Genomic DNA, 26,962 nt, shown 5'->3' with positions numbered 1-26,962 from the left:
TCTGTCAGGTTGCTGAACCTGAGGGCGTTGCGTTCATGGGGTAGACGAAAGGCTCGTCGGGTACTTGAATGCTCAAACCGGACCGAAACGCGCCAGCACTGCCTCGACAAATCGCCGCAACTTGGCGGTGCGCTGCCGATTTGCGGTGTAGACCAGATGCATTGGCCGGCTCGGGGCCTCGAAGTCCGGCAGCACCTGTACCAACTCACCGCGGGCCATTGCCGTACGCAAAAAATCCTGGGGGCCGAGAACCATGCCGAAACCGTCCAGCGCCGCCGACATCAATGCCCGGCTTTCGTTGATCTGCAGACGACTGGTCACCTGTACGCTGTACAGCGTCGAGCCTTGATGAAATATCCACTCGCGGTCCGCCGGGCGTGACCAGAAGGCATAGCCCAGGCATTCGTGACGTTCCAGGTCTGCCGGCACCTGCGGCGTACCCCGCGCAGCCAGGTACGCAGGCGAAGCACAGACCACCAGGCGATAAGGCGCCAGTGGCCGGGCTGTCAGGCCGGTGGTCGCCAATGGACCGATGCGGAAGGCTGCTTCATAGCCCTCTTCCACCAAGTCGACGAAGCGATCCGTCAGGTGCAGGTCGATTTCCACGTCCGAGTTATCGCGCAGGAATGCAGTAATCAGTGGCATCAGGCTGTAGGAACCGAAGGTCACAGGCGCGGTGATCTTCAGCTTGCCACGCGGCGTGTCATTCATGATTTGCGCCAGCGAGTCCGCAGCTTCGGCCTCCGTAAGGATATGTTTGCAACGTTCGTAGTACGCGCTCCCCAACTCCGTGAGGCTTTGCCTGCGCGTGGTGCGATTAAGTAACCGCGCACCGAGGCGCTGCTCCAGCGCGGCAACGTGTTTGGCCACCATTTGCGCCGACATGTGCAAACGCTCGGCGGCGCGGGCGTAGGAGCCCAATTCGGCGGCGATCACAAAGGCATTCATGCTCGATAGACGGTCCATCATTCCCTACTCCCAGTAACAACATCCACGCCATAGTGCTTATTTATCGCCATTTGGTTGCCAATCATCATAGCGGCTTCCCCCTTTATCAGGAGCAAGACCATGAAGATTGGCGTGATTGGAGCCGGTTTTATCGGGCGCGCCGTGGCACAGCGGGCACTGGCGGCCGGGCATGAAGTGATGTTGAGCAACTCTCGCGGCCCGCAGACCATGAGCAGCGTGGTAAGTGGCATACGCGGCGTCAAAGTGGGCAGCGCAGAAGATGCCGCACAGTTTGGTGACGTGGTGCTGGTGGCGATTCCGTTTGAACACTACCGAAAAGTCCCGGCGCAGTGGCTGGCAGGCAAGACCTTGCTCGACGCCAACAACTACTACCCGGAGCGCGACGGTCATTTCCCCGCGCTGGATCGATTTGAAACCACCACCAGCCGACTGCTCGCCGAACACTTCACCCACTCAAAGGTGATCAAAGTGTTCAACGCGATTTTCGCCGCGGACATTACCGATCATGCTCGCCCCCACGGCGCACCTGACCGTCGCGCATTGCCGGTGGCCGGCGACGATGCTGTCGCCAAAGCGCAGGTGATCACCCTGCTCGACGAGCTGGGCTTTGACGCCGTCGATGCCGGCAGCCTGGATGAAAGCTGGCGGTTCGAGCGGGCCAAGCCCGCGTACTGCGTGCCGCTGGACCAGCCCGGGCTGAAGGCGGCCCTGGCCGCGGCCGAGCGTACGGTCGAACTGCCGCCGGTCGACCGCGAGCACACCCGCGCTTAAACACCGCCCCACAAAAAAGCCCGCTGACCGTTACCGGTTCAGCGGGCTTTGTGCATCAGCCTGGCTTACAGCGCCAGATCAGACGCCGGCTTGCTCGGCTCAGCCGCGGGCTTGGCAGCCTCGGTGGCCTTGGGTGCAGCCATTTGCGGAATCACAGGCGGCGTAGGCAGTTGCAGGACTTCGGCGGTGTAGGCCCATTCCTTGGCAACCGCTTCCGGACTGTCGTTCAGCTTGGTGCCGTAGCTCGGTACGATCTGGTGCAGCTTGGCCTGCCACTCAGGGGTCGCGACCTTGTCCTTGAACACTTTCTGCAGCACGGTCAGCATGATCGGGGCCGCAGTGGACGCGCCTGGCGATGCACCCAACAGGCCCGCGATGGTGTTGTCGGCGGAGCTGACCACTTCAGTGCCGAGTTTCAGGACGCCGCCTTGCTCCTCGTCACGCTTGATGATCTGCACGCGCTGACCGGCTTGCCACAGGCGCCAGTCGGATTGCTTGGCGTTCGGGAAGTACTCTTGCAGCGCCTTGAAGCGGTCGTCGTCCGACAGCATCAGTTGGCCGGCGAGGTACTCGACCAGTGGGTATTCACGAATACCGACTTTGGTCATTGGCCAGATGTTGTGGGTGGTGGTGCTGGTCAGCAGGTCCAGGTACGAGCCTTCTTTCAGGAACTTGGTCGAGAAGGTCGCGAATGGGCCAAACAGGATCACGCGCTTGCCATCCAGCACGCGGGTGTCCAGGTGCGGAACCGACATCGGTGGCGCGCCAACCGAAGCCTTGCCGTAGGCCTTGGCCAGGTGTTGCTCGGCAACGGTTGGGTTATCGGTCACCAGGAACGAACCACCTACCGGGAAGCCAGCGTATTCCTTGGCTTCAGGAATGCCCGACTTCTGCAGCAGGTGCAGCGCACCGCCGCCGGCGCCGATGAACACGAACTTGGCGTCGGTTTCGGTCTTGGTGCCGTCTTTCAGGTTTTTGTAGCTCACACGCCACGAACCGTCGGCGTTCTTGGTGATGTCCTGCACTTCGCTCGACAGCTTCAGGTCGAACTTAGGCGTGGTCTGCAGGTGAGCGACGAACTGGCGGGTGATCTCGCCGAAGTTCATGTCGGTCCCCAGCGGGCTCCAGGTGGCCGCGATTTTCTGGTTCGGGTCACGCCCTTCCATCATCAGCGGAACCCACTTGGCGATCTGCGCCGGGTCTTCGGAGTACTGCATGCCAGCGAACAGCGGGCTGGCCTTCAGGGCTTCGTAGCGTTTTTTCAGGAACTTGATGTTGTCATCGCCCCACACAAAGCTCATGTGCGGTGTGGTGTTGATGAACGAACGCGGGTCTTTCAGCACGCCTTGGCGGACCTGCCAGGACCAGAACTGACGGGAAATCTGGAACGCTTCGTTGATCTCGACCGCTTTCGGGATCTCAACGTTGCCGTTCTTGTCTTCCGGGGTGTAGTTCAGCTCAGCCAGGGCCGAGTGACCGGTACCGGCGTTGTTCCAGCCGTTGGAGCTTTCTTCGGCCACGCCATCGAGGCGCTCGACCATCTCCATCGACCAGTCCGGCTCCAGCTCGTTGAGCCAGACACCCAGGGTCGCACTCATGATGCCGCCGCCAATCAGCAGCACATCGACTTTCTTTGCCTCTTCCGCCTGAGCGGAGCTGATCCCCAGCGACAAAGCCAGCCCCAGCAGGGCAGTGTTTACTTTTTTAAACATCAGTAGCACCTATGATAAAACGCCATCCGCCCTACCGCCCCTGATCATGGGCAACCCTCCATCACGATGCGCCAGGCAACGCACCGCGGGGTTTGCACATTCACGAGAGGGCCGCAGGGTGGGCACACAAGGCCGACGTATCGACCTCACTGTTTATGTCCCTTCTGCGCTGACTTTTTATCATTATTGGCTTCAGCTACCTGGGCGACAGCCAACCGCCGGGACGTATACGGATGTACGTACCCAGGAGAGACTAGACCAGGACGGCGCGCAGAATATCACGGCAAACGGCGTTTATGCGCCGTTTGGCCAATTGACAGCTCTAAATCGCGGCTTTTAACCCGTCGATGTCAAGCGTGGCAGGCGCGACCAGGGGTCACAGGCCTGGAACTCTGACGCAAACGGCTGTTCTAGACACCTTTGCCGCCGCTTGCGTAGCATCAGCGGCTCTCCTTCGTGCGCTACATCCAACCAGAGTTACCCATGACTATCCAGCAAACACCCGGGCATGTGCTGCCCGCGCGCAGCGCCGCCAAAATGGAAGCGGCCATGGCCGTGGGCGCCTTCGCGATCGGCACCGGCGAATTCGCCATCATGGGCTTGATGCCCGACATCGCCCACAATCTGAATTTGAGTGAACCGCAAGTCGGCCACGCCATCAGCGCCTACGCCCTGGGCGTGATGGTCGGCGCCCCACTGCTGGCCATCCTCGGCGCCAAGTTGCTGCGCAAACATATGCTGCTGTTACTGATGGGCCTGTATGCGCTGGGCAACCTGGCCACCGCCTTCACCCCGACCTTCGGCTCGCTGGTGGCCTTCCGCTTTATCAGCGGCCTGCCCCACGGCGCCTACTTCGGCATCGCCGCCGTGGTCGCCTCGAGCATGGTGCCCAACGACAAACGCGCCGGCGCCGTGGCCCGCGTGATGATGGGCCTGACCCTGGCCATGCTGCTCGGCAACCCCATCGCCACCTTCCTCGGCCAACACCTGGGCTGGCGCTCGGCGTTTGCACTGGTCAGCGTGATTGCCCTGTGCACCCTCTTACTGGTCTGGCAATTCGTGCCCCATCGTCACGACGAACAACGCAGCGACCCGCGCAAGGAACTGCGCGCCTTCACCAAACCGCAGGTGTGGATGGCGTTGTCGATTGGCGCGATCGGGTTTGCAGGGATGTTCTGCGTGTTCAGCTACCTGGCGCCGACCATGCTGGAAGTGACCAAAGTCTCGCCGCAGTGGATTCCCTTCGGCCTCGCCGCGTTTGGCGTCGGCGGCATCATCGGCAACATCGCCGGCGGCAAGCTGTTCGACCGCCTGCAATTTCGCGCCGTGGGTTGGATCATGGTGTGGTCGATGGCCGTGCTGATCTTCTTCACCTTCGCCGCCAGTTCGCTATGGAGCGTGCTGCTGGGCATTGGTCTGGTCGGCACCATGATCGCCATGGCAGCTCCCCTGCAAATCCGCTTGATGGACATCGCCCACGAAGCCCCGAGCCTGGCGGCGGCGTCGAACCACGCGGCGTTCAACCTGGCGAATGCGCTGGGACCGTGGTTGGGCGGGATGGCGATTACAGCCGGGTATGGCTGGACCAGCACCGGCTACATCGGCGCCGCTACAGCGTTGATCGGCCTGGGCATCTACCTCATCGCCCGCCGCATGAAGGGCGGCCACTGACGCCACACTTCCCGATCCAATGAAGATCCAACTGTGGGAGGGGGCTTGCCCCCGATGGCAGTGGGTCAGTCAACACACTCACGACTGCCCACCACCCCATCAATCATCATGCAACAACCCCGCCCCATACTCCCCATAACTACTCCCCAACCCACTGCCGCCAAAATTCATCTTGGCGGCTTTGCTGGGGCTATGGTCCCCAAACGCCTGGCATCCGCCTGAAAAACACGGGTCACTGCTCACGCCGGCCGACCCTGTCGAACACGCGCCCAACAGCAACGTACCCGCAACCATAACGACTTTAACGAGGTTCGAAATCATGGTTTCAGTTCCCTGTGGAATGGAGGCGCGGAGGTCCTCTCTTGAAGAGGATCGTAGCCCTCAAAAGCGCCGGGAATGATGAAACTTTGCTGGGTGACAGGAGGGGTTCAGGTTGCCGGTTGGGTGTTCGGAGGGAGCGCTGATTTGATCGATATAAGGATTGCGTGATTTGTCAGGCAATGGGTGGTCTGAGGGGCAAGCCGAAAGAAGAGTAGGAAGGTTTCCGCGAACGCCCTTAGACCAAATCGATAAAACCATGATGCTCTGAATTAAGGTTAGTAGCTTCTGGATACACCTCGCGACGACCTGCTGATTCAAGCCAACGATCCACAGTGTAAGATGCCCACAACCATCCACCTTCGAGGTCGCCATGACTGGAATCTCCCTAACCCTGCCGGAAGACCTGTCCAACTCTCTTGCCGACTTGGCCAAAAGCAACGGCCAGACTGCGACCTACCTGGCGATGGACGTTCTTCGCGACTACATCGAGCATGAAAAAACGCTGACCGCTCAGATCGAGTTGGCCGTGAAAGAAGCCGACCAAGGCAAATTCGCCACCGACGATCAAGTGGCGGCCATGCGCGCTAGGCGCTGGAGTCGGAAGGCGGGTTGAGTGGCTTGAAAAAGCGCTCAAAAATCTAGAAGACGAAGCGAACTATATCGCTCTCGAAAATCCAACGGCTGCTGACGACTTCTCCGATGCCATTTTCGCCAGCGTCGACAAACTGGCTCAATTTCCCTCCATGGGTCGTGAAGGCCGGGTTAAAAACACCCGTGAATGGGCAGTCCCCAATTGGTCATATCTGATTCCGTATCGGATACGCAGTGATCGCCTGCAAATCCTCGGTGTATTCCATACACGGCAGCGTCCACGTTCGAAATGGTAGTGGACGCAAATCTCGGCTCCCCGACACCCAACATACATCCCTGATAAACTGCGCGCCATTCACCCCGCTGACTCAGACGCCCCAATGCCCCTACAAATCGCCCCACTCTCCCGCCGCTTCTCCGTCGCCCCGATGATGGATTGGATAGAGAACTCCACCAAAGCCCCTGCATAACGGTCTTATGTGCTGAAACTTCTTCGCTTTGTAGCAATTTCTAAGCGAGCCGCAATTCCTGCCAGACAAGGGCACTACCGGCACTATGCTTGTACTTTTTCTCGAAGGAGTCGATGCAATGCCGAATGATTATTCGCTAGCGGATGTGCTGCAGAGGATGTACACCAACCAACTGGCCTTGGAGGCAGCGTTGTTGGAGCTTACACTGCATGTCGAACAGTTGGGTGCGCCGGAGGTTGGGGATAATGTCCGCGGTGCATTGCAAACGATTGGCGAAAACGCTGGACACATAAAGCAAGGCCTGGCAAAACTTCGATCTACAAACCTTTAACCCACAATTAGGAGAAACCTGTGCCGAGAGACCACATTCCAGCAGCAGTTCAAAGAGCAGTGTTAGTAGAGGCTGGTCATCGGTGCGCTATCCCCACGTGCCGGTCAACTACGACAGAGATTGCCCATATCGTTCCATGGGCCGAGTCGCAGGATAACTCATTCGAAAACTTGATCGCTCTATGCCCAAATTGTCATACCCGCTTTGATCAGAAAAAAGATATTGATCGACTTTCGGTAAAAGCTTACAAGCAAAATCTAGGCATTTTGAACAACCGATATGGAGAATGTGAGCGACGATTATTTTCCTTGATCGCAAAAACCGGAGAGCGCGTATTCATACTTGGACCAGGCGGTGATGTACTTGTGGCCAACGCAGTTCAGGACGGCTTTTTCGTTGATAAGAACGTTCCGGGCTTAACCTTCGACATCAACGGATCTGATGGTTACTTTAAAAGTTTTCCGATGACTTTCACTTATTGGGTCACTGAAACAGGCATGGCCTTTATCAAGCGCTATGCAGAGGGGATAGATCTGGGCCGAACAATACATATTGATACCCCGATTGCTTAGGAGAATAAAATTTCTTGAGGAGCATGCCCGTAATTTTTGGCCGTAAAACTCATGACCACCAGGTGGAAAATGCAACCACACCCATATAAAATTTATCTTTCAGTAGATGCCAACGACAATTCAAAAACTGTAAACACAAACCCTTGAGAGCTATTCCAAAAAATAGCCACACATCACTAAACCTCTACCTTCAGCTTAAAAATCCTAAATCACTTTTCAAAACTAGAACTATACATAAAACACAATGTGTCATAGTCTATTATAGTTACTTTTTGATACATCATAGCCGCCTGTTCGACTTCAAGAGCGGAGAAATTATCCATACTTCCTACTACCAGCACCAATTCAGGATCACTAACTCGAACACCATGATTTTCCAGAGCATACTTTGCATTCTTCTCGTACTTAAAATACTCTCTATAATTTATTAACTGAGCGACTCCATCAGAGACGCAGTCGATAAATTTTCTCCTGCTGCTTTTTGTATTAGTCAAGCTTTTCTTTGCATCGACGGCAGTTTTCAAATCATAAATATCATAAAACCCGTCGTCCCGTAGGACAAGCAAATCAGGTCGTATTTCTTTTTCAACAATTTCAAACTTTGACTCAAGCCATTTAAAGCTTTTTTCATGTAAAAAACTTTTACACCTGAAAGCTTTATGAATTACCTCAGGGTGATCATTAATAAATTTTCCAATGGTGGTTTCGTGCACTCCTTTAGAAAGGTAAAGACCTTGGAGTTGAGCTGCAATGTTCTTTACACGCGAGTCAGCTTTCCCGGTTGTCGCACACCGAACATTCTCCCCTGACAAGAAATCTGAATAAAATGCTTTAAGCTCTGGCACTGAAACGTCACTTTTTAATACAAACATACACTTAACGTGCTTACACCTATACATTTCCTCTCTTTTATTAACGAACAAGCACTCCTCAATATGCAACGATCTGAAGTTATCACCAAATAGAAAGGAAGAACTTTCCCCACCTGCCCTACCCTTTATGAAAGTTTTAAACAGCCGTATAGATGGAAACCTTTTCTCAAACCCCTCTATTTCCAGCGCACTCCCGAAACATATATCTTTAAACCCATGCCCTGCAGCATCCAACTCAAAAAAGGCATCAGATGCGTCATCATGATACTGACTCAGATACCGATATATATTCTGGGTTTTCACCTTAATTACGTCCAACCCATTATATCGTGAAGAGTGCCCGATCAGTTCAGCAACAAAATACCCATCGCAGTTTGCAAACAGAACTGCCGTAGGGTAACTCAACACTCCTTCACCACTATCTAACCGCCCATCATTATGCGCCAACCAAATGCCCGAAAGATACTTTCGTAAGATATCAATTGTAATAGACTTAAAAATATCAAACTTCATTCCCTACCCCTAGCGCCCCATACCATTTATCAATAACGCACTACATAAAAATACTATAGACTATAAAACTTAACATGCAAGTAAGCTTCCCGCTAGTGATTTCTTAAAATTAACACCATCGAACATATCAGTCGGAAACTCACGACTGATCAAAAAAACGCCCCCTCCCCTTAGAAATCATCTAGCTACAGTGCACACTCCACAACTGATCAATTTTTGTAGTATAACTTCGACTCATCATCTCACGGCGCATACCCCAGTCAGGGGCCGCCGGCACACTAGCCGAGCGTAGAGTGCCCATACCCCAACGCCAGTTGATCTGGTCCAGCACCGCCATCACACGGGTCGCCTCTGCAGGCTGAGAAGTGGCAAACAGATCGTCCGTGTATTCACCTGGCTTGCACAGGTTCAGGAGCATCACTTCCCCTTTGCTGTAGTTGAATCCCGGCCGAAACACCCGATCAAGTGCGTCGACCGCCACCTTGGTCAAGAGTCGCACGTCGTCAGTGGGATACGGCATATCCACCACCACCCCATTGGCATACTTCGCCTCTTCTGGATTGAACATGCCGGTGCGGATGGATACGCGCACTTTCTTGCAAAGCGAGTTCTGAGCCCTTAGCTTCTCCGAGGCTCGCATTATGTAGGTGGCTACGGCCTCCTTGATGGGCGACAGCTCCGTCAGCCGCTTGCCAAACATACGGCTGCAGCAGATCTCTTGCTTTGGCGGATCCGGCTCGTCCAGTTCCAGACAGGGCGTACCGGCCAGCTCCCTTGCTGTCTTCTCGATTACAACGCTGAACTTCTTGCGGAGTGTCCATGGATCCGCCTTAGCCAGGTCCATTGCAGACTTGATGCCCATCGCATCGAGGTGAAGTTTCATCTTTCGGCCAACGCCCCACACCTCCGCTACGTCCGTATTACGCAGCACCCAGTCCCGCTTAACCGGGTCGGTGATATTGACCACACCGCCAGTCTGCGATTGCAGGCGCTTTGCGGTGTGGTTTGCCAGCTTCGCAAGGGTCTTTGTATGCGCGATACCAACACCTACCGGGATGCCGGTGCAGCGAAGCACCTGGGCGCGAATCTGTCGGCCTAAAGCATCCAGCCCACCGATACCAGTCAGATCCGCGAACGCCTCATCAATGCTGTACACCTCGACCGCCGGCACCATGGCCTCAATCAGGCTCATCACACGCTCGCTCATGTCACCGTACAGCGCATAGTTGGAGGAGAACGGGACAATGCCGTGCTGCTTGAGCTTGTGCTTGATCTGGAAATATGGCTCGCCCATTTTTATGAAGGGTTTGGCGTCGTAGCTCCGGGCGATGACACAGCCATCGTTATTGCTCAGCACTACGATTGGCACCTTCGCAAGGTCGGGCCGGAATACCCGCTCGCAACTGGCATAGAAGCTGTTGCAGTCGATCAGTGCGAAGGTTGGCTGCTGCTTAGACATGGCTGCGCACTGTGCTGGTGATCACGCCCCAGATCGACAGTTCGTCGCCTTCGAGAATGTAGCGTGCCGGGAACTTGGGGTTTTCGGAAAGCAGGACCACCTCCCGGCCGCGCTTGCATAGGCGCTTGCACACAGGCTCGTTGTTCAGCAACGCCACGACCACATGCCCATGGATCGGCTCAATGGCACGGTCTACCACGGCCAGGTCACCATCGAAGATCCCGACGCCCTGCATGCTCTCACCGGTGATCGCCACCAGGTACACGTGGGGCGCTCGGATATTCAGGACCTCATCCAATGAGATGTGCTGCTCGATGTGGTCCGCTGCCGGCGAAGGAAAACCGGCCGGAACCTGGAACGAGCACAACGGCAACTTTTCGCCTACCTCAGCGATGGGACCTAGAATGGTGAAGCTCATGATGCGGCCTTTTACATTTACTGTATGAATGTACAGTTAACTTTGTAGGACGCTTGCGGTCAATTTTTCTGTAGGGGATTTCGACAAGCGGAGAGGTGCGTATGTGTGGGCGATTCGTGCAGTACGAAGGGATGGCGATCTTCATTGAAGAGTTGAGCCCGCAGATAAAGCTCTTCAGCGGGTATGACGCTCAGCCTATTGATCGCTACAACGTCGCACCGTCGACGCGGGTGCAGCTTCTACACACTTTAGAGGATGGGCTGCATATCGATGCAGTGAAATGGGGATGGGCGCCGTTCTGGGCGAAGGGAAAACGTCCGGATCCGATTAACGCTAGGGTCGAGACGGTCACCACCGGGAAGTTCTTCAAACAGCTCTGGCCGAATGGCCGGGCCATTGTGCCCAGTGAAGGCTGGTATGAATGGGTAAAAGATCCGGATGATCCGAAGAAGAAGCAGCCCTACTTCATCCGACTGAAGAGCCGGCGTCCGATGTTCTTCGGAGCGCTTGCCCAAGTAAATCCTGGGTTGGAGCCTCATGAAGGCGATGGTTTTGTCATCATCACCGCCGCAAGCGATCAGGGCATGGTCGATATCCACGACCGGCGCCCTTTGGTGCTGACGCCAGAGCATGCCAACGAGTGGCTTGATCCCGGCATAACTCCATCGCGAGCGAAGGAGATTGCAAAGGAACTGTGCCAACCCACGGAAGAGCTTGAATGGTTTCCCGTAGGCAAGGACGTAGGGAATATTAGAAATCAGGGGCCTGAACTGATTGAGCCAGAAAGGTCAGCTCAGGTACCACATCACGAAGGCGACTGCAGAGATCCACACCAGGGTAAGCAGAAATGAAAGACCCGCGAGTTGCTTATCCATCCGCTACCCAATGTGAGGTTAAAAGAAGTACGAGCTACCGGGGCAACTTTAGTTCAGTGGGGGCAACGCGCCACCGTTCAAAACGGCGGCGCCTATCAGAACAGCCCACCCAACGCTGCCGGCTCCCAATTCATGATTACCAACTCACCGCTGATCTCGGCTTTGCCTTGGCGCTGGTTAGCTGTGCTGTATCGGATATCTAGCGTCTCGAAGTGAAAGCCTTCAAACACCCGTCGGATATCGGGATGGTCATTGATGCTGACCATAACCTTGCCCTTGCAGCGCCGCATGAAGTCGGCCATTCGCTCGTAGTTTTCAAAAGGAAAGTCGACGCCATAGCCTGCGGTTTGCCAGTAAGGCGGGTCCATGTAATGGAACGTGTGCGGTCGGTCGTAACGTTCAGCGCAATCAATCCAGGGGAGATTCTCAACATAGGTGCCGGACAGGCGCTGCCATGCGGCAGAGAGGTTCTCCTCGATCCGCAGCAGATTGATAGCCGGGCCAGTGGTCGCGGTGCCAAAGGTCTGCCCCGTCACCTTGCCGGCGAAGGCGTGATGCTGCAGGTAGAAAAATCGGGCGGCGCGCTGGATATCGGTAAGGGTTTCAGGGCGGGTCATTTTCTGCCATTCGAACACCTGTCGAGAACTGAGTGCCCATTTGAACTGGCGCACGAATTCTTCTAAGTGGTTCTGCACAACGCGGTAGAGCGTCACCAGGTCGCCGTTGATGTCGTTTAGGACTTCAACCGGGGCGGCCTGGGGACGCATGAAGTAGAGCGCGGCGCCGCCGGCAAAGACTTCGACGTAGCATTCGTGGGGTGGGAAGAGCGGGATAAGGCGGTCGGCCAGGCGGCGTTTGCCGCCCATCCATGGGACGATGGGTGTAGACATAGAAGCAAGACCTTTGCTGTATGGATAAACAGTGCTAGGCTCGCTCCGCTTTGTGCACGAAGCAGGAGCCTTGGCTGGACTTGCAGGGGTAATCTGCGGGACAGCGATCCATTTAGATGTTGACGCATCTAATTGGATCGCTCTTTTTGTAAATCAAACATATCGTTACATTTCGTTTTTTATCTCTCCCCTAGAAAATTGCATATTCATAACAATCAGCTAGCATCAATACGCCATCACACTAGGAGTATGAAATGTCGAACGGTATATTTTCAGTAAACTTTAGATCGAACCGCCCAGATAATGGCGGCGGCCTTGTAGTAATCAAAAACGGATCAGCTAACGGCGGAGACCCAAACTATCTCTATCAAGGGGCCGTCCCTACCGTTTCAGGACCCTTCACAGGGCAATTCAGAGTCAGCATGTGGCGCGAGGGCAATACTAACGTTACCGGCCTCGATAACTACACATTGAATGCGGCTGGCAATATCGATTATGAAAATGGAACAATCTCATTATCAGGCACTGTAGAGGGCGCACCTCACATAGAAATAACTTTACAAGGAAGTAAGATTGCCCCTGCCGTGTAGTAACTCTCTTCGGCAGATAACCTTTTAAGGTTATCTGCCTTACCAACACTCGACTCACAAGTTGCGGGAAATGTCTCTCGCATAAGCCTGACAGGCCCGCAGGGCGATCAATCCTCGGTCGCCGGCACCGGTGATTCCGATAATTCGTAGAGAATGCGCTGGGTCAAGTTGGGCTCTTGTGGGGCCATGAACCACGCGGCCGGTGGCGGTGGTGGTTGGCACTGAACAGCGGCTGGTGGCGTCGGTGGCGGCGAGAACGACTGACAGCCGCAGATCAGCAGTAGCCAGGCGATCACGCAGACGAGCCTGCTTGGTTTGCTCATCGGTCAATTCCTTGTAGTGGGTTTCATCTTTGTTCCGCAGGCGCTGCTCAAGGGCGAGGTGCTTGTCCTGTTCTTTGCGCTGCTGGGCGGCAGCCGCTCGGGATAACTCGCCGAGGGTGTCGGCGTGTAGCCTGGCCTGGCGCTCCAACTGCTGGCCGTAGCGCCAACCTTGAGCGGTCCAGGCGAAGGCAGCAGATCCGGCCACCACCGTCACCATCAACGCGCCGACTGCGGCGAGCCGGTATGGCATGGGGATCAGGTCGAAGAGACGCATAACACCGCCCTCGCCCTGGCCCACAGCTGCAGCCGATCCTCCAGGCCATTGAGGCCCCCATTGATCCGCCGGGTGATGGTGGTGAACTGCTCCTGATCCGCGAGCACATTCAATCCATTCACCGACCAGAACCACGCGGCCGACTCAGCGGCCCATTGCGGCAATTCAAGCAGCTCCGGCGTGCGCAGCAATCGCTCATCACCAAACAACGCCAGGCTGCAGCGCAGGTAGTTGTCGTGCCCGGTGACCTGGATAAGCCCACGACCGCGATAGCGTTGGCCGTCACCGTCGGCGGTCGGAGTGTTGCCAAGCCTGGTTGCCAGCGGACCGGTGTCGTACTTGCTGAGGTATTGATCGCTCCCCAGTTCACGCACGTACTGCAGCTGGCCGGACTCGTGCCCAACCTGGGCAAGGAAGGCCGCCTGGCGCTTCGGTGTATCGATCCTGCGGTTGGTCATGGCCGCGTTTAGGGCGGATACAAAAACGCCCGCTTGGCGGCGGGCGTTGGGCATGATGCGTTGGAGCTGTGCTTCGGTTAGTCCCATGATTTTCTCCAGACGAAAAAAACCCGGCAAGTGCCGGGTTTGGTTACAGATGTTTGTCAGCCGTTAGAGGGGTGCAGTAATTGCTTCAGCCTCGGGGCAAGAATCGTTCGTCCTACGTACAAGGACGCCGAAGGGGTCAGGTGACCGTAATCCACCGCCATTAGCGACTTTCCATCATCGACCTTGGCCAAACAGGCCAAGCCTTTACATACACCGCCGATAACAGAAATATAGTCGATCACACTCGAATCGAGTTTTTCCTTGAGCAATGCGTCAGTTTTGAGGATCCGTTGATCCAGCCCCTGATCGACGATCTGACTGTCAGCAGAATTCCAATGACGCTTAGTGATCACCAGTGGCAATGACGGTTGCCATTGCGGTACCGGCCCAACCAGCACGACCTCTTTGACTCCCAGCGTCTTTAGATGCCGAGCAATTTCATTCCAATCCGTAAGCTCGTGAGAATTCTGTTGAGCCATCACGACCATCTCAGGTTGGATCCGAGCAATTTCCTGCAATGCAAAGGCATTGGATGCATTACAGGTAGCTTGGAACGCCACAGGAGACTTGTTCTGACCTAGGGTTGCTCCACAAGCAGATGAGGTGACTTGATAGAAAGGAACACCGGCAGGCAAATTGCTCCGAATTCCGAATGAAAGTGCTTCAGCGTGCGAGTCGCCCCAAAGAAAAACACCCCCCATCCCCTTCTTTTCAGTGCAAGACGCGTCAATATTTTTAGCACCGGTAGCGGCAAAAACCTCATAAGAATTACATTTAAGCCAGTATGCTTCACCAAGATTTTTATGCAGCGCTGCATAACTATCCACGAATCTTGTTTTCTCAGTGATGCTCTCACCTCTTATATCCGAGTTGAGGCCATTGGATTTAAAAACTAAAACACTGAGTAACACGAGACTTACGAAACCGCCACACCAAGCCAAAGAACGAGCGCCACTCTTAGGCTTACCCCTCTTACGCTCAATTAATGCATAGGATGCATAACCGAACACCAGTGAAATAACAATACCTATCAAGGCGCTGAAAAAGCCATCGAGCTGCCCCGAATAAGTCATGTAGACCATGACAGGCCAGTGCCAAATGTAAATCGAGTACGAGTACAAGCCTACACGCTGAAACACCCAATTGCCGGTCAACCGAGAATTCTGTCTATTGGCGAGGATTACCATCAGCGTTCCCATGACCGGCATGAGCGCGTAATAACCGGGCCACACCACAGTTTTCGATATCACGATATAGCCAGACAGGATTAGCACTAACCCTGCCCATTCGAGGATACGGCTTTTCGCTTTGTTCAATGCGAGAGGGAAAAGGAAGGCAAGGCCACCGGCGCAAAGCTCCCAGGCGCGGGCTTTCAGCAGATAAAACGCTTGTTCTGGGTACTGTGGAGAAAGTATGAGCGAGTAAATAAAACCAATCAAAACCGCCGCCAGCACAAACCAACGGATAGCCCTAAGTCCAAATACTTTCCTCAGGACCAGTAGCACAATTGGATAGATAATATAGAACTGCCACTCAACAGAAAGCGACCAGGTGTGAAGCAGCCAATTCTCGTTAGTGCTTGCGGCAAAATACCCTACCTCTTTCAGATAAACAGTATTCGAGTAAAACCCAAGACTACTATAAACATGCTGCGCCATTTGCTTGTATTCGGTCGCTAACAAGTTAAACCAACCAAACACCATTAACGCAAAACACATAACAGCTAGTACGGGAATGATCCGCTTAGCCCGCGCAATATAGAAACGAATCAAACTGAAATCATCGCCACTCAACCCACGGCAAATAATCGCCGTCATCAAATAGCCGGAGATAACAAAGAACACATCTACCCCAGCAAACCCGCCCGGCAGCCATAACGCATTGAAGTGGTAAATAACAACAGCCAGTACAGCTAGCGCTCTTAAACCATTTATATCTTTTCTAAAATCCATTATTCGCTATCCGATGACTGTCTTTTAACGAGGCATATGACTTGATATTTTGGGGGTGACGGCTGACTCCCAAACTCGTCACGGGCCAGATATTACAGGATTTCTATCTAATTGAGCCTCGCACTCATCAAAGCTGCATCACTTTGACTTCTTTTGGCTTTTTCTTTTTCTTGCTTGCAGCCTTAGCCTTGCCCTTCTTACCTGCGTTGCATTCCACTGTGGTACTCCAGCCAGACTGGGTGAACACCTGCTCTACCGAGTCCACTAGGAACTCCCCGTCCAACCCTTCCTTGAAACCCTGCGCATTTACCTGTCGTTCAGCATAGAGATCCGTACGCCCTAGCATCTCCAAACGTACCTCAGCGGTCGAGCGATTGAATGCGGCGAGCCGGGCTTTGGCTGCCTGCTCAGCGGCGGATTTGTTGGGATGGATATGTCGGTCGGTATGCACCGGGGGCAACCCTACAGGTGCGTCATCGTTGTCCAGAGTCAGGTTCACCAGCTCTCCGGTTTTCTTGTCCTGATACCTGGCTTTGACTGCCTTTTGAGTGGTGCGGTCGGTAAAGCGGAATTGCCAGCGGCTGACGTCACTGCGTCGGATGGTGATCGCTGGCAAATTCTTGCCACTGGCGGTCTGCCCACTCTGACGTGGCAGTACCAGCAGCTTGCTGTCGGCCACCTTGGCGGTACAGTCGTGATCCTTGGCGAGCCGGGTGATGAAGTTATAGTCAGACTCGTTCATCTGATCGGCCCGAGGAACTACAGTTGCTACTGGGCATTCATGCTTCCATCCATTACGTGCGGCAATATCAATGACGATCTTGGACAGCGGCACATTTTCCCAACTGCTGCTGCGGGTGGTCTTGCCACTGCCGCGCATGTCGCTGGCTTTACCGCGAATGACCAGGGTATCCGGCGGACCGGAGACCTCGATGTCATCCACGGTGTAACGCCCAAGACGTGCCAGCGCTTTGCTGTCGTAGCCAAGATAGATCTCGACCCCGGCGCCCTTCTTGGGGAGCGCGACGGCGCCGTCACGGTCATCAATACGTAATTCGAACTCGTCCGACTCCATACCAGGTTTGTCGAGCGTGCGCAGTAACAGCAGACGGTCGTTGATCAAGGCTGTGATGTCGTTGCCATCAGCGACAATTCGAAAGATTGGCTTCATGGTTGGTCCTCTAAATTCAATCCCACAGCTGCACCTGTTCGACCGCCTTTTGTTCAATGTCAGGGAAGGTTATTAGCAGCCCGGTGCGCAACGGTTGTGGTTCATCCGCTAACAACCGATTGGCCGCCAGCACCGCCTCGACCGTGCCATTGAGGTGGCCGTAATGCTGGTAACACAAGGTATCGAGCAGGTCGCCGTCAGACGTTCTGCATATCATCGCCATAGCGAGTGAACTCCAAACTAAAGGTTTGCTTGCGCGGGATCCCGCCGGCCAGCAGCGCGCCCTGCTCTTCCTCTACGCTGCCCAGGCACCAAGTGCCGAGGACAACGCCGTACCCCGTAGTGAGGTTCAACGGCAACAGTTGCCCGCCGATGGAGCGCAGAGTGTCGAGCTGCTTGAGGCCTCCCTTGAAGGCGGGGAAAATTGCGCCCTTGAGGCTGAGCTTATCCTCGCCGATACCCACAGCCTGCTGTGCTGGCCGACGACTGAGGCGCTCTTGTGAGGCCCAGCGGAATTGTGTTTGCCGGCGTAGTTCGTCGAAGGCCGCCGTGTCCAGGTTGAAGTAGAAAGGCTGGGCATTGGCTTGCAGCGGCTGCAGGATCAGCAAGTGGGGAAACGGTTTGACCGCTTCCGCCATGGGCGTTGCACTCGGTGCCAAGGCGCTGGTGGGCAAGATGTTCGCCAGGCGCGGGCTGACCTTGCCCGCGATCTGGTTGATTGCCGTGCTGGCCCGAGCGGCTTGTTCCTTCAAAGTGACCACACGTTCATCAATCGCCGACATCGCGCGCGTTGCTTTGCTGTAGGTCGACAAAACAGTGCCAACCTTGGATTGCGCCGCATTGATACCACGCATCACCCGTTGCAGCTTTTCCCCTACAGCGGGTGGTACGCCTGGAATGCTCGACAGCTCATCAGCTGCCCCTGTGATTTCACCAATGGCACCGTTCACCGGGCCGATCATATCGTCGATGCTATGCCGCCCGGCCTCTCCTGCCTGGACCAGGGATGTGAAGCCGGATTGCAGCTGCTCCATGTAAGCCATGACAACTCCTTAAACGTGGGGGGCATCGAACAGGTTGCGCCTCGCCTGCTCGCGGCTGAACTCCTCAAACAGCTGACGCATGTACGGCATCATTTCCTGAGCCAATTGCCGTGGGTCCTTGACGTCACCCTGCACCGTCACCGGCATGGTTGGGGCGAACGTCCAGGCCTGCTCAACGCGAGCGGGATCCGGCTTCGCGGCGGCGCTGGCGCTGAGCAGTGCAGGCACTGCTGCGGCTGATGGAGCAGTCGCCAACGAACGGGCAACGTCCCCCATCAATGGGCCTGTAGCCGGGGTCGGGGCCAACTGAGTAAACCGTGAAATACCTGGCCCGGCGGGCTTCGGCAGCAGCAACGGCGAGGGCTGGGCCAGGCGTTCTATCGGCTTGTCCGGCTCACCGAATGCAGCCTTGCCCACTGCACTGCCCAGCTCGCCGCCGCCCCAGCTACCGAGAAACCCGCCAATCAGCCCGCCGACGACGGTGCCGATCACCGGTACCACAGAACCAATCGCGGCACCCGCTGCAGCACCGGCCAGCGTGCCGGCCAAAGTACCGGCGGCGTTGCCATAGCCTTCGGCTTTTTCGTCGCGAGTCTCCGCGTTTTGATAGGTATCGGCCGCGATCAACCCTGCCTCAATCAGCGCCATGGGAGCGCCAACCTTGGCGAACCCGAGGCCCTTGCCCATCACGGCCTTAGGTGCAAATCGATTGGCAGCAGCTGCGGCCGGGGGTGCTGAAGCCAGACTAGGGATAGATCCTCGACCACCGCGACCACGTTTGCCCTTGCCACGGCGACGCTTTCCATCGCCGACATCCACCCCACCCGCACCGCTGGAAGGGTTGGTGACGAACACCCGCTGGATCACGTTCGGGTTGCCCATCAAAGAGCCACGCCCAACATTGAGCAAACCTTTGCCAATCTTGATCGCGTTGATCGCAGCACCCAGGCCGACAACACCGGCCGCCAATACCGTCGCCCCGCTGATGACAGTTGGAAACTTCCCAGCCAACTCCCCCAGCCCGTACGCCACCTTCGCCAATCCATCCGCAGCCAGGTCAGTCAGCGGCCGCACCGCATCGCCAATACGCGTCATCGACGATTCAATGCCAGCCGTCGCGCTTGCCCACTTCCGGTTGGACGTCTCACGCGCCTTCGCCGCATCCGCCTCAATCTTGGCCTTGCCATCCGTATCCTTGATCGTCGCCATATCAGCCTTGATCTTGTCGCCGTATTTTATCTGCGCGAGCAAACCCGCACTGGCGCTCTGATCGCTGACGATGTTCGCCAGCCCGGCAGCCTCAGTCAGGGCGATCATGGCCTGCTCTTCCTCGGCACTGCCATCCGCCGACGCTTTGATCTTGGCCTTGAGCGCCTCGATTTTCTTGGCTTTAGCGGGGTCCTGCTTTCTGATCAACTGCTCGCTGAGCATGATGAACGCATCGACCGGGTTCGCCGCCTTGCCGCTTTTGGTCGCGGCGAGGATTGAGCCGGCCAGGTCGTACCCTTCCTTGGCAAACCGTTCCTGGCTGGTGCTGCTGATCACGGCGTTGAGCAAGTTGTTCATGTTGGTCGCCGCTGCCGCCGCGTCCTGGGTTTGCGAGAACTGCGACTGCAGGCTTGCTCCCAGGAAACGCACGGCCTCAGGCCCTTCCATGCCGAGGCGCTTGATGTTGCCGAGCATCGCCGGCAGGTACCGCGCCATTTCCTTCGGCCCAAATGCGCCGATATCTCCAGCCGCTGCAACCTGGCCCAGCATCGCTGCCATGTCGCCTTGCTTGACCCCGGCCTCTTTGAAGGAGTTGATCAGGGTCGCGATGGTTTCAGGCTCCATACCCTGGCCGTCGATCAGGTCGGCGATCTGCCCGGCATAGGCGGTGGCCACGTCCCAATCAACACCTTTTTCGATCAACGCACCGACCGACTTCGCCAGCAGTTGCTGGCTCATGCCCTTCTCTGCCGCGACTTTGCTGATGCTCGCCGCCAGCTCGGCCTCATCGCCGGTACCGGCAGTGTGGGCCCATAACGACATCTGGCGGACCTGCGCCTGGTAATCGCCGGAGACCTTGGTCGGAATCGCTAACGATGCGGTAAGCGCCGCCGCTTTGCCGAGGGAACTCTTCATCCCCTCTTTACCCTGCTGGATCTGCGCATGACCCAGCGCCTTGAGTTCGGCGCCCCGCGCTACCTGGCCGAGGGCTTGGTATTCCTTGCGCAGTTTGCCGACTTCAATGCCCTGCTCTCTCAAGGTTTTGAGGTTACCCTCCAGCTTTTTCAGCAGGTCACCAGCCGAGGCGGCACCGGTATCGTGGGCCTTTTTCCATTCGTCCCGCAGGCGGATGGTGTCGCCGATGGTGCTTTGCAGTACGCGGGCTTTGGTGCCAGTTTCGCCAAGCTTTTTGATGCGGCCTTCAACATCCTTGAAGGCCGCGCCTACCGTGGAGCTGACGACGCCGCCGATAACCAGGCCGAGCGACAGGTTATTTGCCATGGGATTACTCCGGGCCGGGATGCGGGGCTCAGTCCGTGAGCCACCAGATCATCGTGGAAAAGGGCATGGTCTCGACTTCGCTAGCTGAAAAAGAGAATTCCACAGCCAAGCGTTTCGCGACCTTCTTCTGCAGTTCGGCGCTAAATCCCGTCGTCCTGCACCAGGCGAAAATAGGCGGCCTGCAACCGCTGGTAATCCGTCAGTTTGAGCCCCTCCAGATCCTTGGTGCCGGCTTCGGAGAGCGAGGCGAAAAGGTGCATCTCGCGCAGTTCGTCATCGCCGCCACTGGTGGCATTGGCGGCGCGCACTTCGCGCACGGTAGGAGAGCGCAGGGTCAGGCGGTCGACCATCACGCCGTTAATCTCGCTCGACCGAGACAGCGTAATGGCGGCGCTCTCGGCGGTGACGGTCAGCCAGGTAGGCAGTTTTTTCAGTGTGCTCATGATGAAAGGCTTCCTTACATACCCAGGTCGCGGCGGACGCTGGCGAGTTGATCGACACCGTTGATAACCCGGACGCAGTTGATTGGATCGATTTCGAACATTACCCGGCCCGCGACCTCCAGCTTGTAGTAGCTGCAGGCCACGGCGTACTTGAACTCGGCAGCTTCACCGGCCGTCCAATCGCCAGGATCTACCTCTTTGAGCATGCCTCTGACAGTGGCGACAACACCCGTGGTCGCGCCTTTCTGGCCCTTGAAGGAACCACGGAACACTGCGTTGAATGCAGTCTGATCGGCCAGGCCGTAAAACTTCATGGCCTCAGGGCGCACGCCTTTACCGGCGAAACTGGCCTCAAGTTTTTCCATGCCCTGATCCATCTCCACCGGGGCATCCATGCCCCCTGCGCGATGCTCCTCGGTTTTCAGGGTCATCTTGGGTAGCGTGAAGCTGGTGATATCCCCGGCAAAGCTGACGCCATCGATATGGGCGTTCATGTTGTAGAGCGTTTGCGGAACCATCGGGCGTTCTCCTTAAGTGTTGGTGTCGAGGACTTCGGTCAGCCACTGGTTGGTGACCTCGACCCGGAAGTTAGGGTTTTCTGCCGGTGGCACGTCGGTGAAGCGGATGTTCCAGTACACCTTGCCCTGCTCCAGCTGGCTGGCCGTGTTCAACACCGGATCGGCGAACACCTCGAAGTTGATCACCGCGCCCTGGTTCTTCAGATCACGCATGAAGTTCGCGAGGCCCTCGGTCACGTCGCTGACATAGGTCTTGGTGATTGAGCGGTCCACCGCCCATTTGTGGCCGTAGAGGATCGCGTCCATGACGATGTCCATGGTCCGCACACGGGTGACAAACGCCCACTTCGGATCGCTGGAACAGGTGCGATTGCCCCACAGGCGGTAGCCGTCATCGCGGATGATCGTGGTGATCTGCGCGTTGTTGAGCAGGTTGGCGCGGCAGGTTTCGTCGCCATCCAAGAACTCTATGGGACGGCAGGTGCCGGTGACGCCGACAAACTCTTTGTTCGACGGCGAGGCCCAGAAGCCGTATTCCGAATCGGTCCAGGCGAAGAGCCCGGCGACCCAGGCGGAACTCGGTGCATCGACAGTGGCACTGAGTGCGGTGTCCCAATACTGCACACCAGGGTCGACCAGGAATACGCGCTTACTGCCGAAGTTTTCGCGGTATTCCATCGCGGCTTCGTCGGTGGTGTTGGGCCCGTCGATGATGGCGAGGGCACGTAGTTTTTCGCTCAAAGCCACCAGCGCCGTAGCGGCGGGCAAGGTCGCGGTGTGCTTGGGCGCGGCCAGCAAACGCGGCTGAGCGTTGAAGCGGCTCTTGCCATCCAGCAGCGCCTGCATGCCGGTACGGGTGCCGTTTGCCAACACGCCGCCGATGATGGCCGAGGTTTGCGCTGCAGCGTCTGCCAGCTTCTCCACACCACAGGCAACGATCACCGCCTTGGAGCGAACGTAGATAGCCTTGATCGCCTTGGTGATCGCAGCATCTGCGCCCCAGGCGGCGATGGCTTCGCTTTCGCGGGTGATCAGCAGCAGTTGATTGGGCAAGGCACTGGCAGCGGGGCCAGGGGTGAAGGTGTCGCAAAGCCCGATGATGGAAGACGACGGCACAGCGATAGGCCGCGTGCCGGTGTCGACGTTGGTCACCGTGACGCCGTGAAAAAATCCACCTGCATTACTCATAGTTGAACTCCAGAAACAACAAAACCCCGCCAGGGCGAGGTTTGTGTTGGGGGGGCGGAAAATGCTTTGAAGAGCCTTTTGGCCGAGGGTGAATGTCAGTGCAATCTGTGAAATCGCTTTCAGGTAGGCCAGCCCTGGGTCAGCATGTCTTCCGCATAGCTACCTTCGGCTAAAGCCTCCAATAGCTGACTCTCTCGGTCAAAACACGCTTGGACGTGGGTTCGAACCGCTGCTGCGATATCTATGAGTTGCTGAGCATTTAGCTCAACAGGACCATTCAACGCCTTCCAGGTGCAGCGATAGGTAGGGTCAACGACTGCAGATAGAGCGGCACCAGTAATCAGAATTTGACCGTCACGTCCGGTGTCGATGGCTATATCTCCAAATCGAATACCTGCCGTTTCGTAACGAAAACGTGCAGCTGAAATACGCTGAGAGTGATTCACCTCTCTATCCGATTTCTGAAGACCGTCCTTGGGCGTCCATGTCCAGATGGAGTCAACGAAAGCATTAACTTGCTGCCATTGTTCTTCATTGATCTCTATTGCACGTTTGGGGATGTCATGAACGCCATGAATCAACAGGCTTTTGAGGACACCAGCATCAGAGAAAACTGCGTATTTTTTAGCCATGTCAACGCCCCAGCGCAATCCAGAAAAAGTTGTACGGACCGTTCGTTGCCGTATAGCTAATGATCATCGACTCTCGCCCTAGCGACTGGACGTTAGCGGCGGCAGAGCTGACATTGCCGCCAACAATCGAGTTAGGCCAAGCTCCTGCGATATAAGCCTCAGTGGGAAAAGGTACGGTAAAAGCAGAGGCCGCTCCCGAGGAAAACAGCCTACTCCCCCACATCAAAACCCACCCACCTAACCAAGAAGGGAAGAAAACGTAACCGTTCGGTGCAATAAGAAGCTGGCACCCCGCTCGCATTTTTTTTGGAGTAACAAAGCTTTCGTCATCCAAACCCGCGTTCACCTGTAGCTGCGTTGCGACTCTGGCTAAACCCAGCGCTGCCTCAGTTGCTTGGACTAACAACTTCTTCAAGCAACGGGCAAGCTTCAACGGTGTAACTGTCCTTGCGTCAGTTGTGCCTTGCGCCACATCTTCGTCCGTTGCGTTAGCTTGGATGCCGGAGGTGGACTCTGTGGCTTCAACAATGTGTTTCTTAAAGAACTGAAAAATCCGAAGGATCGTCGCTGGCTTGGAATTATCAAAATCCGCATCTGCTTCCGCGTCCTTTTGACTGGCAGGCACAATTTCGTATTCAGCCAGCGTGGTTGGAGAAGTGCCCGCCAGCACGCGGCCAAATTTATCAACCGTAACACTTCGATAGGTACCAACCCCTTCTTTTGCTGTTGCGGAAAGCAACTCGAAATTCAGAGCGGTGACGCCCAGCACGATGGCTGTGTCGTTGGTCAGCGTCCACACCGTATCCGCATAAACGTTTCCACGCTCCACAGCGACGGTCAGTGCCGAAGTTACCTTCGCACTGCTATCCGCGTCAGGCGCACGCGACCAGGCACCGCTAGCCACAATGTAGATACCGTTAAGGTTCGCTTGTGCCTGCTTCCTGACTAACACACGCCAGCCCGGCTCAACAGGAACACCGTCAAGCACCTGCGTGCCGCTGAGAGTGATATCGGCAATGCTAGCCGCGACCACGGACTGTTTGTTATCCAGCTTGCCAAGCTCGTCAATCACCTTGAGGTCAACGTACTCGCGAGTAGCGAGGACTACGGCAGGGTCTATCTTCAGCACGATATTGTTGGTGCTGGAAACAATGAAGTTCATCCGCACAATCTGCGTGCGGCCTGACCCCTGGTCCAGCGCCGGCTTAAAGCTCGGCGCACAGTTCGATACCGCGACCAGGTCGCCGTCCGAATCGTATAAACCGATCTCGCGAATCCACCAGCCACCGACATCGGCCGGGATCACTTGCTCGGCAATAATCACCGCCGAATTCACCGGATCGACACGCAGCTGATTCAGCGGCGCCCGGCGCTGTTCGTTGATCAGCTTGGTCTGAGTCGCGCTGGGGATCGGATCAGTGCCATTGGCGTCGCCAACCCCCAACGCGGTGAGGTTCCAGGGAATGCCCAAGGCATTGGCGTTCGCCAGCTTCGCGGCCCCCACGCTGGTGAGGATCGCCATAAATTGCGAGTTGCGGTCAATCATGGGTAAACATCCAGAGTGTCTATGCTGTGTTCGCGCCCGACCACGCCGATGTAGCCGGTGACTTCGATGTCACGTTGCACGGGTGGGTAGACGTCGATTACGTCGCCTTCATAGAGGGCGACACCGATGTTCATGGTGCCTTGGGTTTCCAGGCTGATCGCCAGGCCGGTCAAGGGACGGCTGACAGGCTTGGCGTCGTCGATCAGGCGCTCCAGCTCCAGGTACATCTCTTCGGTGATGCCGGTGTCCAGCACGCCGACCTTCAAGGCAAAGGTGCCGGGAATGCCCTTGGGCGTGGTCTGCCACCACTCAAGCACTTCGATCAGGTAACCGAGCGGCTCGACCACACGTCGCAGGGCGCCGATGGTGCCCTTGTGCGCGTGCACGTAGAACGCGGAGCGGATGGCTGAGCGCTTGACGGCTTCCGACCACTTGTTGTCCCAGCGGTCGACCGACCAGGTCCAGGCCAGCCACGGCAGCAAATGCGCCGGGCAGGTGTCGGGGTTGTAGAGGTCGCGCAATGGAATCTTGGTTTTCTCAACCAGGGCGGCCTCAATGGCGCGCTCCAGCTGCGTGCTGTTCAGGGGAAGCAAGCTGGTCATTTCGATCCCCCAAGGACGACGCTAAAGCCCGTGCAATACGCCGCTTGGGCTTTGGTGGGTTTCAGGTCGACCCAGTCACGCAGCTCGACCCGGCCGACGCCGCTGATGTGCAGTTGGGCATCGACACCGGACTGAGCAACCTCCAGCGCCAGGCGCTTGCGTGGATTGATCCAGGACGCGAGGCGCTTGGTGGCTTCGGCCAGGATCGCGTCGTTTTCCGGGCCGGCGCCTTGCATGTGCAACACGGCATCAATCCGGTAGTTGAGGATCTCGGCACTCTGCACAATCAGACGGTCGCCCACCGGGCGGATGTCATCGTCGCTGAGTTTGGCGTACACCGCGTCCAGCAGCGGCTGATCGGCCTGGCCGCTACCGATCAGGCTCAATACGGTCACCTCCACAACTGCCGGCGATGGGCTTTCCGCCGTGGCGTCAGCCACCAGCGCCGAGGCGTTGCGCGCATGGAAGATGTAGCTGTTGCGCGGGCCTGCGGTGGTCAGCCCTTCGTAAACCAACTGGATGCGTTCACGCAGGGCGTCGTCCGACTCCTTGACCTCCTCTACCGGCGGCACCGCCAGAAGGTTGGCCGGCTGAATCACCAGGCGCTGGAGTTTGACGTTGGCCGCGAGTTGATCGAGATCCTCCTTCTCGGCGTAGGCCAGCATCAGCGCCTTGGCCGCGTCGTTGACCCGCGCCCGGTTCTGCATCTTGCCGTACGCGCCCAGTTCCACCAGCTTGACCACTGGGTCGCTTTCCAGCGCCGCCGACCAGTTGTCACCCATGTACATTCGGAAAGCGGCGAGCCCCTCTTCGTACAGCGCTTCGTAGTCTAAGGACTCCAACACCTGCGGCGCCGGCAATGCCGATAAATCCACCGTGCTCATGCCGACACCTCCAGCAGCAGGCGTTCGCCTTGATAGTCACCGGTTAATTTGAAGTCGATACGCCCGCCGACAATGGCAACGACCTGCACCTGTTCCAGTTTTAGCCGCGGCTCCCAGCGCCCCAGCGAGCGGGCAACCTCTGCCTGCACCGCGCTCTTCCAACCGGCATTAACTGGCAGGTCGACAAAGCGCCGGATCTGGCTGCCGTACTCCGGGCGCATCCGCCGACTGCCCACGGGCGTGCCGAGAATGTCCCCAATGGACTGTCGGAGATGGTCGTGCCCGGACAACGGTTGGCCGGTGTGGCGATCCATTCCGATCATCGG

30 protein-coding genes are annotated in these 26,962 nt (G+C 56.6%); 8 read left to right on the top strand and 22 right to left on the bottom strand.

Annotated elements, in window-relative coordinates; translation table 11 throughout:
• Positions 1-72: 72 nt before the first annotated feature.
• Positions 73-969 carry a LysR family transcriptional regulator gene (locus K5K89_RS09150; RefSeq protein ID WP_222541265.1) on the bottom strand — a complete coding sequence of 299 codons (897 nt, stop codon included), beginning with the start codon at positions 967-969 and terminating at the stop codon, positions 73-75.
• 99 nt (positions 970-1,068) lie between these two features.
• Between K5K89_RS09150 and K5K89_RS09145 the strand changes: the two genes are divergently transcribed.
• Complete coding sequence (locus tag K5K89_RS09145) at positions 1,069-1,740, top strand: NADPH-dependent F420 reductase (protein ID WP_028619443.1); 672 nt, start codon at positions 1,069-1,071, stop codon at positions 1,738-1,740.
• 65 nt (positions 1,741-1,805) lie between these two features.
• On the opposite strand, the gene mqo is transcribed toward K5K89_RS09145, so the two are convergent.
• Positions 1,806-3,452, bottom strand: coding sequence for a malate dehydrogenase (quinone) (gene mqo, locus K5K89_RS09140; RefSeq protein WP_071489036.1), 1,647 nt, complete (start codon positions 3,450-3,452; stop codon positions 1,806-1,808).
• 483 nt (positions 3,453-3,935) lie between these two features.
• On the opposite strand from mqo, the gene K5K89_RS09135 reads away from it, so the two are divergent.
• Positions 3,936-5,123 carry an MFS transporter gene (locus tag K5K89_RS09135; protein ID WP_071489035.1) on the top strand — a complete coding sequence of 396 codons (1,188 nt, stop codon included), beginning with the start codon at positions 3,936-3,938 and terminating at the stop codon, positions 5,121-5,123.
• Between the two features lie 99 nt (positions 5,124-5,222).
• On the opposite strand, the gene K5K89_RS28615 is transcribed toward K5K89_RS09135, so the two are convergent.
• The gene (locus tag K5K89_RS28615) at positions 5,223-5,444 is read right to left on the bottom strand and encodes a hypothetical protein (protein WP_257103436.1); all 222 of its coding nucleotides are present in this window, start codon (positions 5,442-5,444) and stop codon (positions 5,223-5,225) included.
• A 370-nt stretch (positions 5,445-5,814) separates the two neighbouring features.
• Between K5K89_RS28615 and K5K89_RS09130 the strand changes: the two genes are divergently transcribed.
• From K5K89_RS09130 to K5K89_RS09115, 4 genes are all read left to right on the top strand, one after another.
• The gene (locus K5K89_RS09130; protein ID WP_093126416.1) at positions 5,815-6,057 is read left to right on the top strand and encodes a CopG family ribbon-helix-helix protein; all 243 of its coding nucleotides are present in this window, start codon (positions 5,815-5,817) and stop codon (positions 6,055-6,057) included.
• The gene (locus K5K89_RS09125) at positions 6,008-6,331 is read left to right on the top strand and encodes a type II toxin-antitoxin system RelE/ParE family toxin (RefSeq protein WP_222541689.1); all 324 of its coding nucleotides are present in this window, start codon (positions 6,008-6,010) and stop codon (positions 6,329-6,331) included. Before K5K89_RS09130 ends, K5K89_RS09125 begins: the two co-directional genes overlap by 50 nt.
• A gap of 292 nt (positions 6,332-6,623) precedes the next feature.
• Positions 6,624-6,836: a hypothetical protein gene (locus tag K5K89_RS09120; protein ID WP_222541264.1), complete on the top strand. Its 213-nt coding sequence runs from the start codon at positions 6,624-6,626 to the stop codon at positions 6,834-6,836.
• Between the two features lie 20 nt (positions 6,837-6,856).
• The gene (locus K5K89_RS09115) at positions 6,857-7,408 is read left to right on the top strand and encodes an HNH endonuclease (RefSeq protein WP_222541263.1); all 552 of its coding nucleotides are present in this window, start codon (positions 6,857-6,859) and stop codon (positions 7,406-7,408) included.
• Positions 7,409-7,617: 209 nt separating this feature from the next.
• Here the strand turns inward: K5K89_RS09115 and K5K89_RS09110 are convergent, their stop codons facing one another.
• The 3 genes from K5K89_RS09110 to K5K89_RS09100 form a co-directional block, all read right to left on the bottom strand.
• Entirely contained in the window at positions 7,618-8,793 is a 1,176-nt protein-coding gene (locus tag K5K89_RS09110) for a Shedu anti-phage system protein SduA domain-containing protein (RefSeq protein ID WP_222541262.1), read from the bottom strand.
• Positions 8,794-8,974: 181 nt separating this feature from the next.
• Positions 8,975-10,252, bottom strand: a complete 1,278-nt coding sequence (gene umuC, locus K5K89_RS09105; RefSeq protein ID WP_222541261.1) for a translesion error-prone DNA polymerase V subunit UmuC — start codon at positions 10,250-10,252, stop codon at positions 8,975-8,977.
• Positions 10,245-10,670, bottom strand: coding sequence for a LexA family protein (locus K5K89_RS09100; RefSeq protein ID WP_222541260.1), 426 nt, complete (start codon positions 10,668-10,670; stop codon positions 10,245-10,247). Before K5K89_RS09100 ends, umuC begins: the two co-directional genes overlap by 8 nt.
• A 101-nt stretch (positions 10,671-10,771) precedes the next feature.
• Between K5K89_RS09100 and K5K89_RS09095 the strand changes: the two genes are divergently transcribed.
• Positions 10,772-11,521 carry an SOS response-associated peptidase family protein gene (locus K5K89_RS09095; protein ID WP_222541259.1) on the top strand — a complete coding sequence of 250 codons (750 nt, stop codon included), beginning with the start codon at positions 10,772-10,774 and terminating at the stop codon, positions 11,519-11,521.
• 119 nt (positions 11,522-11,640) lie between these two features.
• Here K5K89_RS09095 and K5K89_RS09090 read toward each other — a convergent pair whose 3' ends face one another.
• Positions 11,641-12,435, bottom strand: a complete 795-nt coding sequence (locus K5K89_RS09090) for a DNA adenine methylase (protein ID WP_222541258.1) — start codon at positions 12,433-12,435, stop codon at positions 11,641-11,643.
• A 254-nt stretch (positions 12,436-12,689) separates the two neighbouring features.
• On the opposite strand from K5K89_RS09090, the gene K5K89_RS09085 reads away from it, so the two are divergent.
• The gene (locus K5K89_RS09085) at positions 12,690-13,025 is read left to right on the top strand and encodes a GrlR family regulatory protein (protein WP_173603427.1); all 336 of its coding nucleotides are present in this window, start codon (positions 12,690-12,692) and stop codon (positions 13,023-13,025) included.
• A gap of 54 nt (positions 13,026-13,079) precedes the next feature.
• On the opposite strand, the gene K5K89_RS09080 is transcribed toward K5K89_RS09085, so the two are convergent.
• The 15 genes from K5K89_RS09080 to K5K89_RS09010 form a co-directional block, all read right to left on the bottom strand.
• Positions 13,080-13,622: a lysis system i-spanin subunit Rz gene (locus K5K89_RS09080; RefSeq protein WP_222541257.1), complete on the bottom strand. Its 543-nt coding sequence runs from the start codon at positions 13,620-13,622 to the stop codon at positions 13,080-13,082.
• Positions 13,604-14,167 (bottom strand): glycoside hydrolase family 19 protein, encoded by a 564-nt coding sequence (locus K5K89_RS09075; protein ID WP_222541256.1) that lies wholly within the window; start codon positions 14,165-14,167, stop codon positions 13,604-13,606. The genes K5K89_RS09080 and K5K89_RS09075 overlap by 19 nt, the downstream gene beginning before the upstream one ends.
• A gap of 56 nt (positions 14,168-14,223) precedes the next feature.
• Positions 14,224-16,119: an acyltransferase family protein gene (locus tag K5K89_RS09070; RefSeq protein ID WP_222541255.1), complete on the bottom strand. Its 1,896-nt coding sequence runs from the start codon at positions 16,117-16,119 to the stop codon at positions 14,224-14,226.
• A gap of 127 nt (positions 16,120-16,246) precedes the next feature.
• Positions 16,247-17,290, bottom strand: a complete 1,044-nt coding sequence (locus tag K5K89_RS09065) for a phage late control D family protein (RefSeq protein ID WP_222541254.1) — start codon at positions 17,288-17,290, stop codon at positions 16,247-16,249.
• A gap of 16 nt (positions 17,291-17,306) precedes the next feature.
• A complete protein-coding gene (locus tag K5K89_RS09060) occupies positions 17,307-17,513 on the bottom strand; it encodes a tail protein X (protein WP_093527432.1) in 207 nt (68 codons plus the stop codon).
• The gene (locus tag K5K89_RS09055; RefSeq protein ID WP_222541253.1) at positions 17,488-18,333 is read right to left on the bottom strand and encodes a phage tail protein; all 846 of its coding nucleotides are present in this window, start codon (positions 18,331-18,333) and stop codon (positions 17,488-17,490) included. Before K5K89_RS09055 ends, K5K89_RS09060 begins: the two co-directional genes overlap by 26 nt.
• Positions 18,334-18,342: 9 nt before the next feature.
• Positions 18,343-20,823 carry a phage tail tape measure protein gene (locus K5K89_RS09050; RefSeq protein WP_222541252.1) on the bottom strand — a complete coding sequence of 827 codons (2,481 nt, stop codon included), beginning with the start codon at positions 20,821-20,823 and terminating at the stop codon, positions 18,343-18,345.
• 140 nt (positions 20,824-20,963) lie between these two features.
• Positions 20,964-21,266, bottom strand: coding sequence for a phage tail assembly protein (locus K5K89_RS09045; RefSeq protein WP_093126356.1), 303 nt, complete (start codon positions 21,264-21,266; stop codon positions 20,964-20,966).
• 14 nt (positions 21,267-21,280) lie between these two features.
• Positions 21,281-21,784, bottom strand: coding sequence for a phage major tail tube protein (locus tag K5K89_RS09040; protein WP_222541251.1), 504 nt, complete (start codon positions 21,782-21,784; stop codon positions 21,281-21,283).
• A gap of 12 nt (positions 21,785-21,796) precedes the next feature.
• A complete protein-coding gene (locus K5K89_RS09035; protein WP_093527438.1) occupies positions 21,797-22,972 on the bottom strand; it encodes a phage tail sheath family protein in 1,176 nt (391 codons plus the stop codon).
• Positions 22,973-23,091: 119 nt separating this feature from the next.
• Positions 23,092-23,604, bottom strand: a complete 513-nt coding sequence (locus K5K89_RS09030) for a DUF4376 domain-containing protein (RefSeq protein WP_093126346.1) — start codon at positions 23,602-23,604, stop codon at positions 23,092-23,094.
• A gap of 1 nt (position 23,605) precedes the next feature.
• On the bottom strand, positions 23,606-25,150 hold the full coding sequence (locus tag K5K89_RS09025) for a phage tail protein (RefSeq protein WP_093126342.1): 1,545 nt from the start codon (positions 25,148-25,150) through the stop codon (positions 23,606-23,608).
• Positions 25,147-25,752, bottom strand: coding sequence for a phage tail protein I (locus K5K89_RS09020; protein ID WP_093126338.1), 606 nt, complete (start codon positions 25,750-25,752; stop codon positions 25,147-25,149). Before K5K89_RS09020 ends, K5K89_RS09025 begins: the two co-directional genes overlap by 4 nt.
• Positions 25,749-26,636, bottom strand: coding sequence for a baseplate J/gp47 family protein (locus K5K89_RS09015; protein WP_093126335.1), 888 nt, complete (start codon positions 26,634-26,636; stop codon positions 25,749-25,751). Before K5K89_RS09015 ends, K5K89_RS09020 begins: the two co-directional genes overlap by 4 nt.
• Positions 26,633-26,959 (bottom strand): GPW/gp25 family protein, encoded by a 327-nt coding sequence (locus tag K5K89_RS09010; protein ID WP_222541250.1) that lies wholly within the window; start codon positions 26,957-26,959, stop codon positions 26,633-26,635. Before K5K89_RS09010 ends, K5K89_RS09015 begins: the two co-directional genes overlap by 4 nt.
• Positions 26,960-26,962: the final 3 nt, after the last annotated feature.

The organism is Pseudomonas sp. DR208, from assembly GCF_019823005.1.
GTDB classification, from domain to species: domain Bacteria; phylum Pseudomonadota; class Gammaproteobacteria; order Pseudomonadales; family Pseudomonadaceae; genus Aquipseudomonas; species Aquipseudomonas extremorientalis.
Note: the sequence above shows the minus strand (reverse complement) of the source record. Positions and strands in the feature narration are given on the sequence as shown.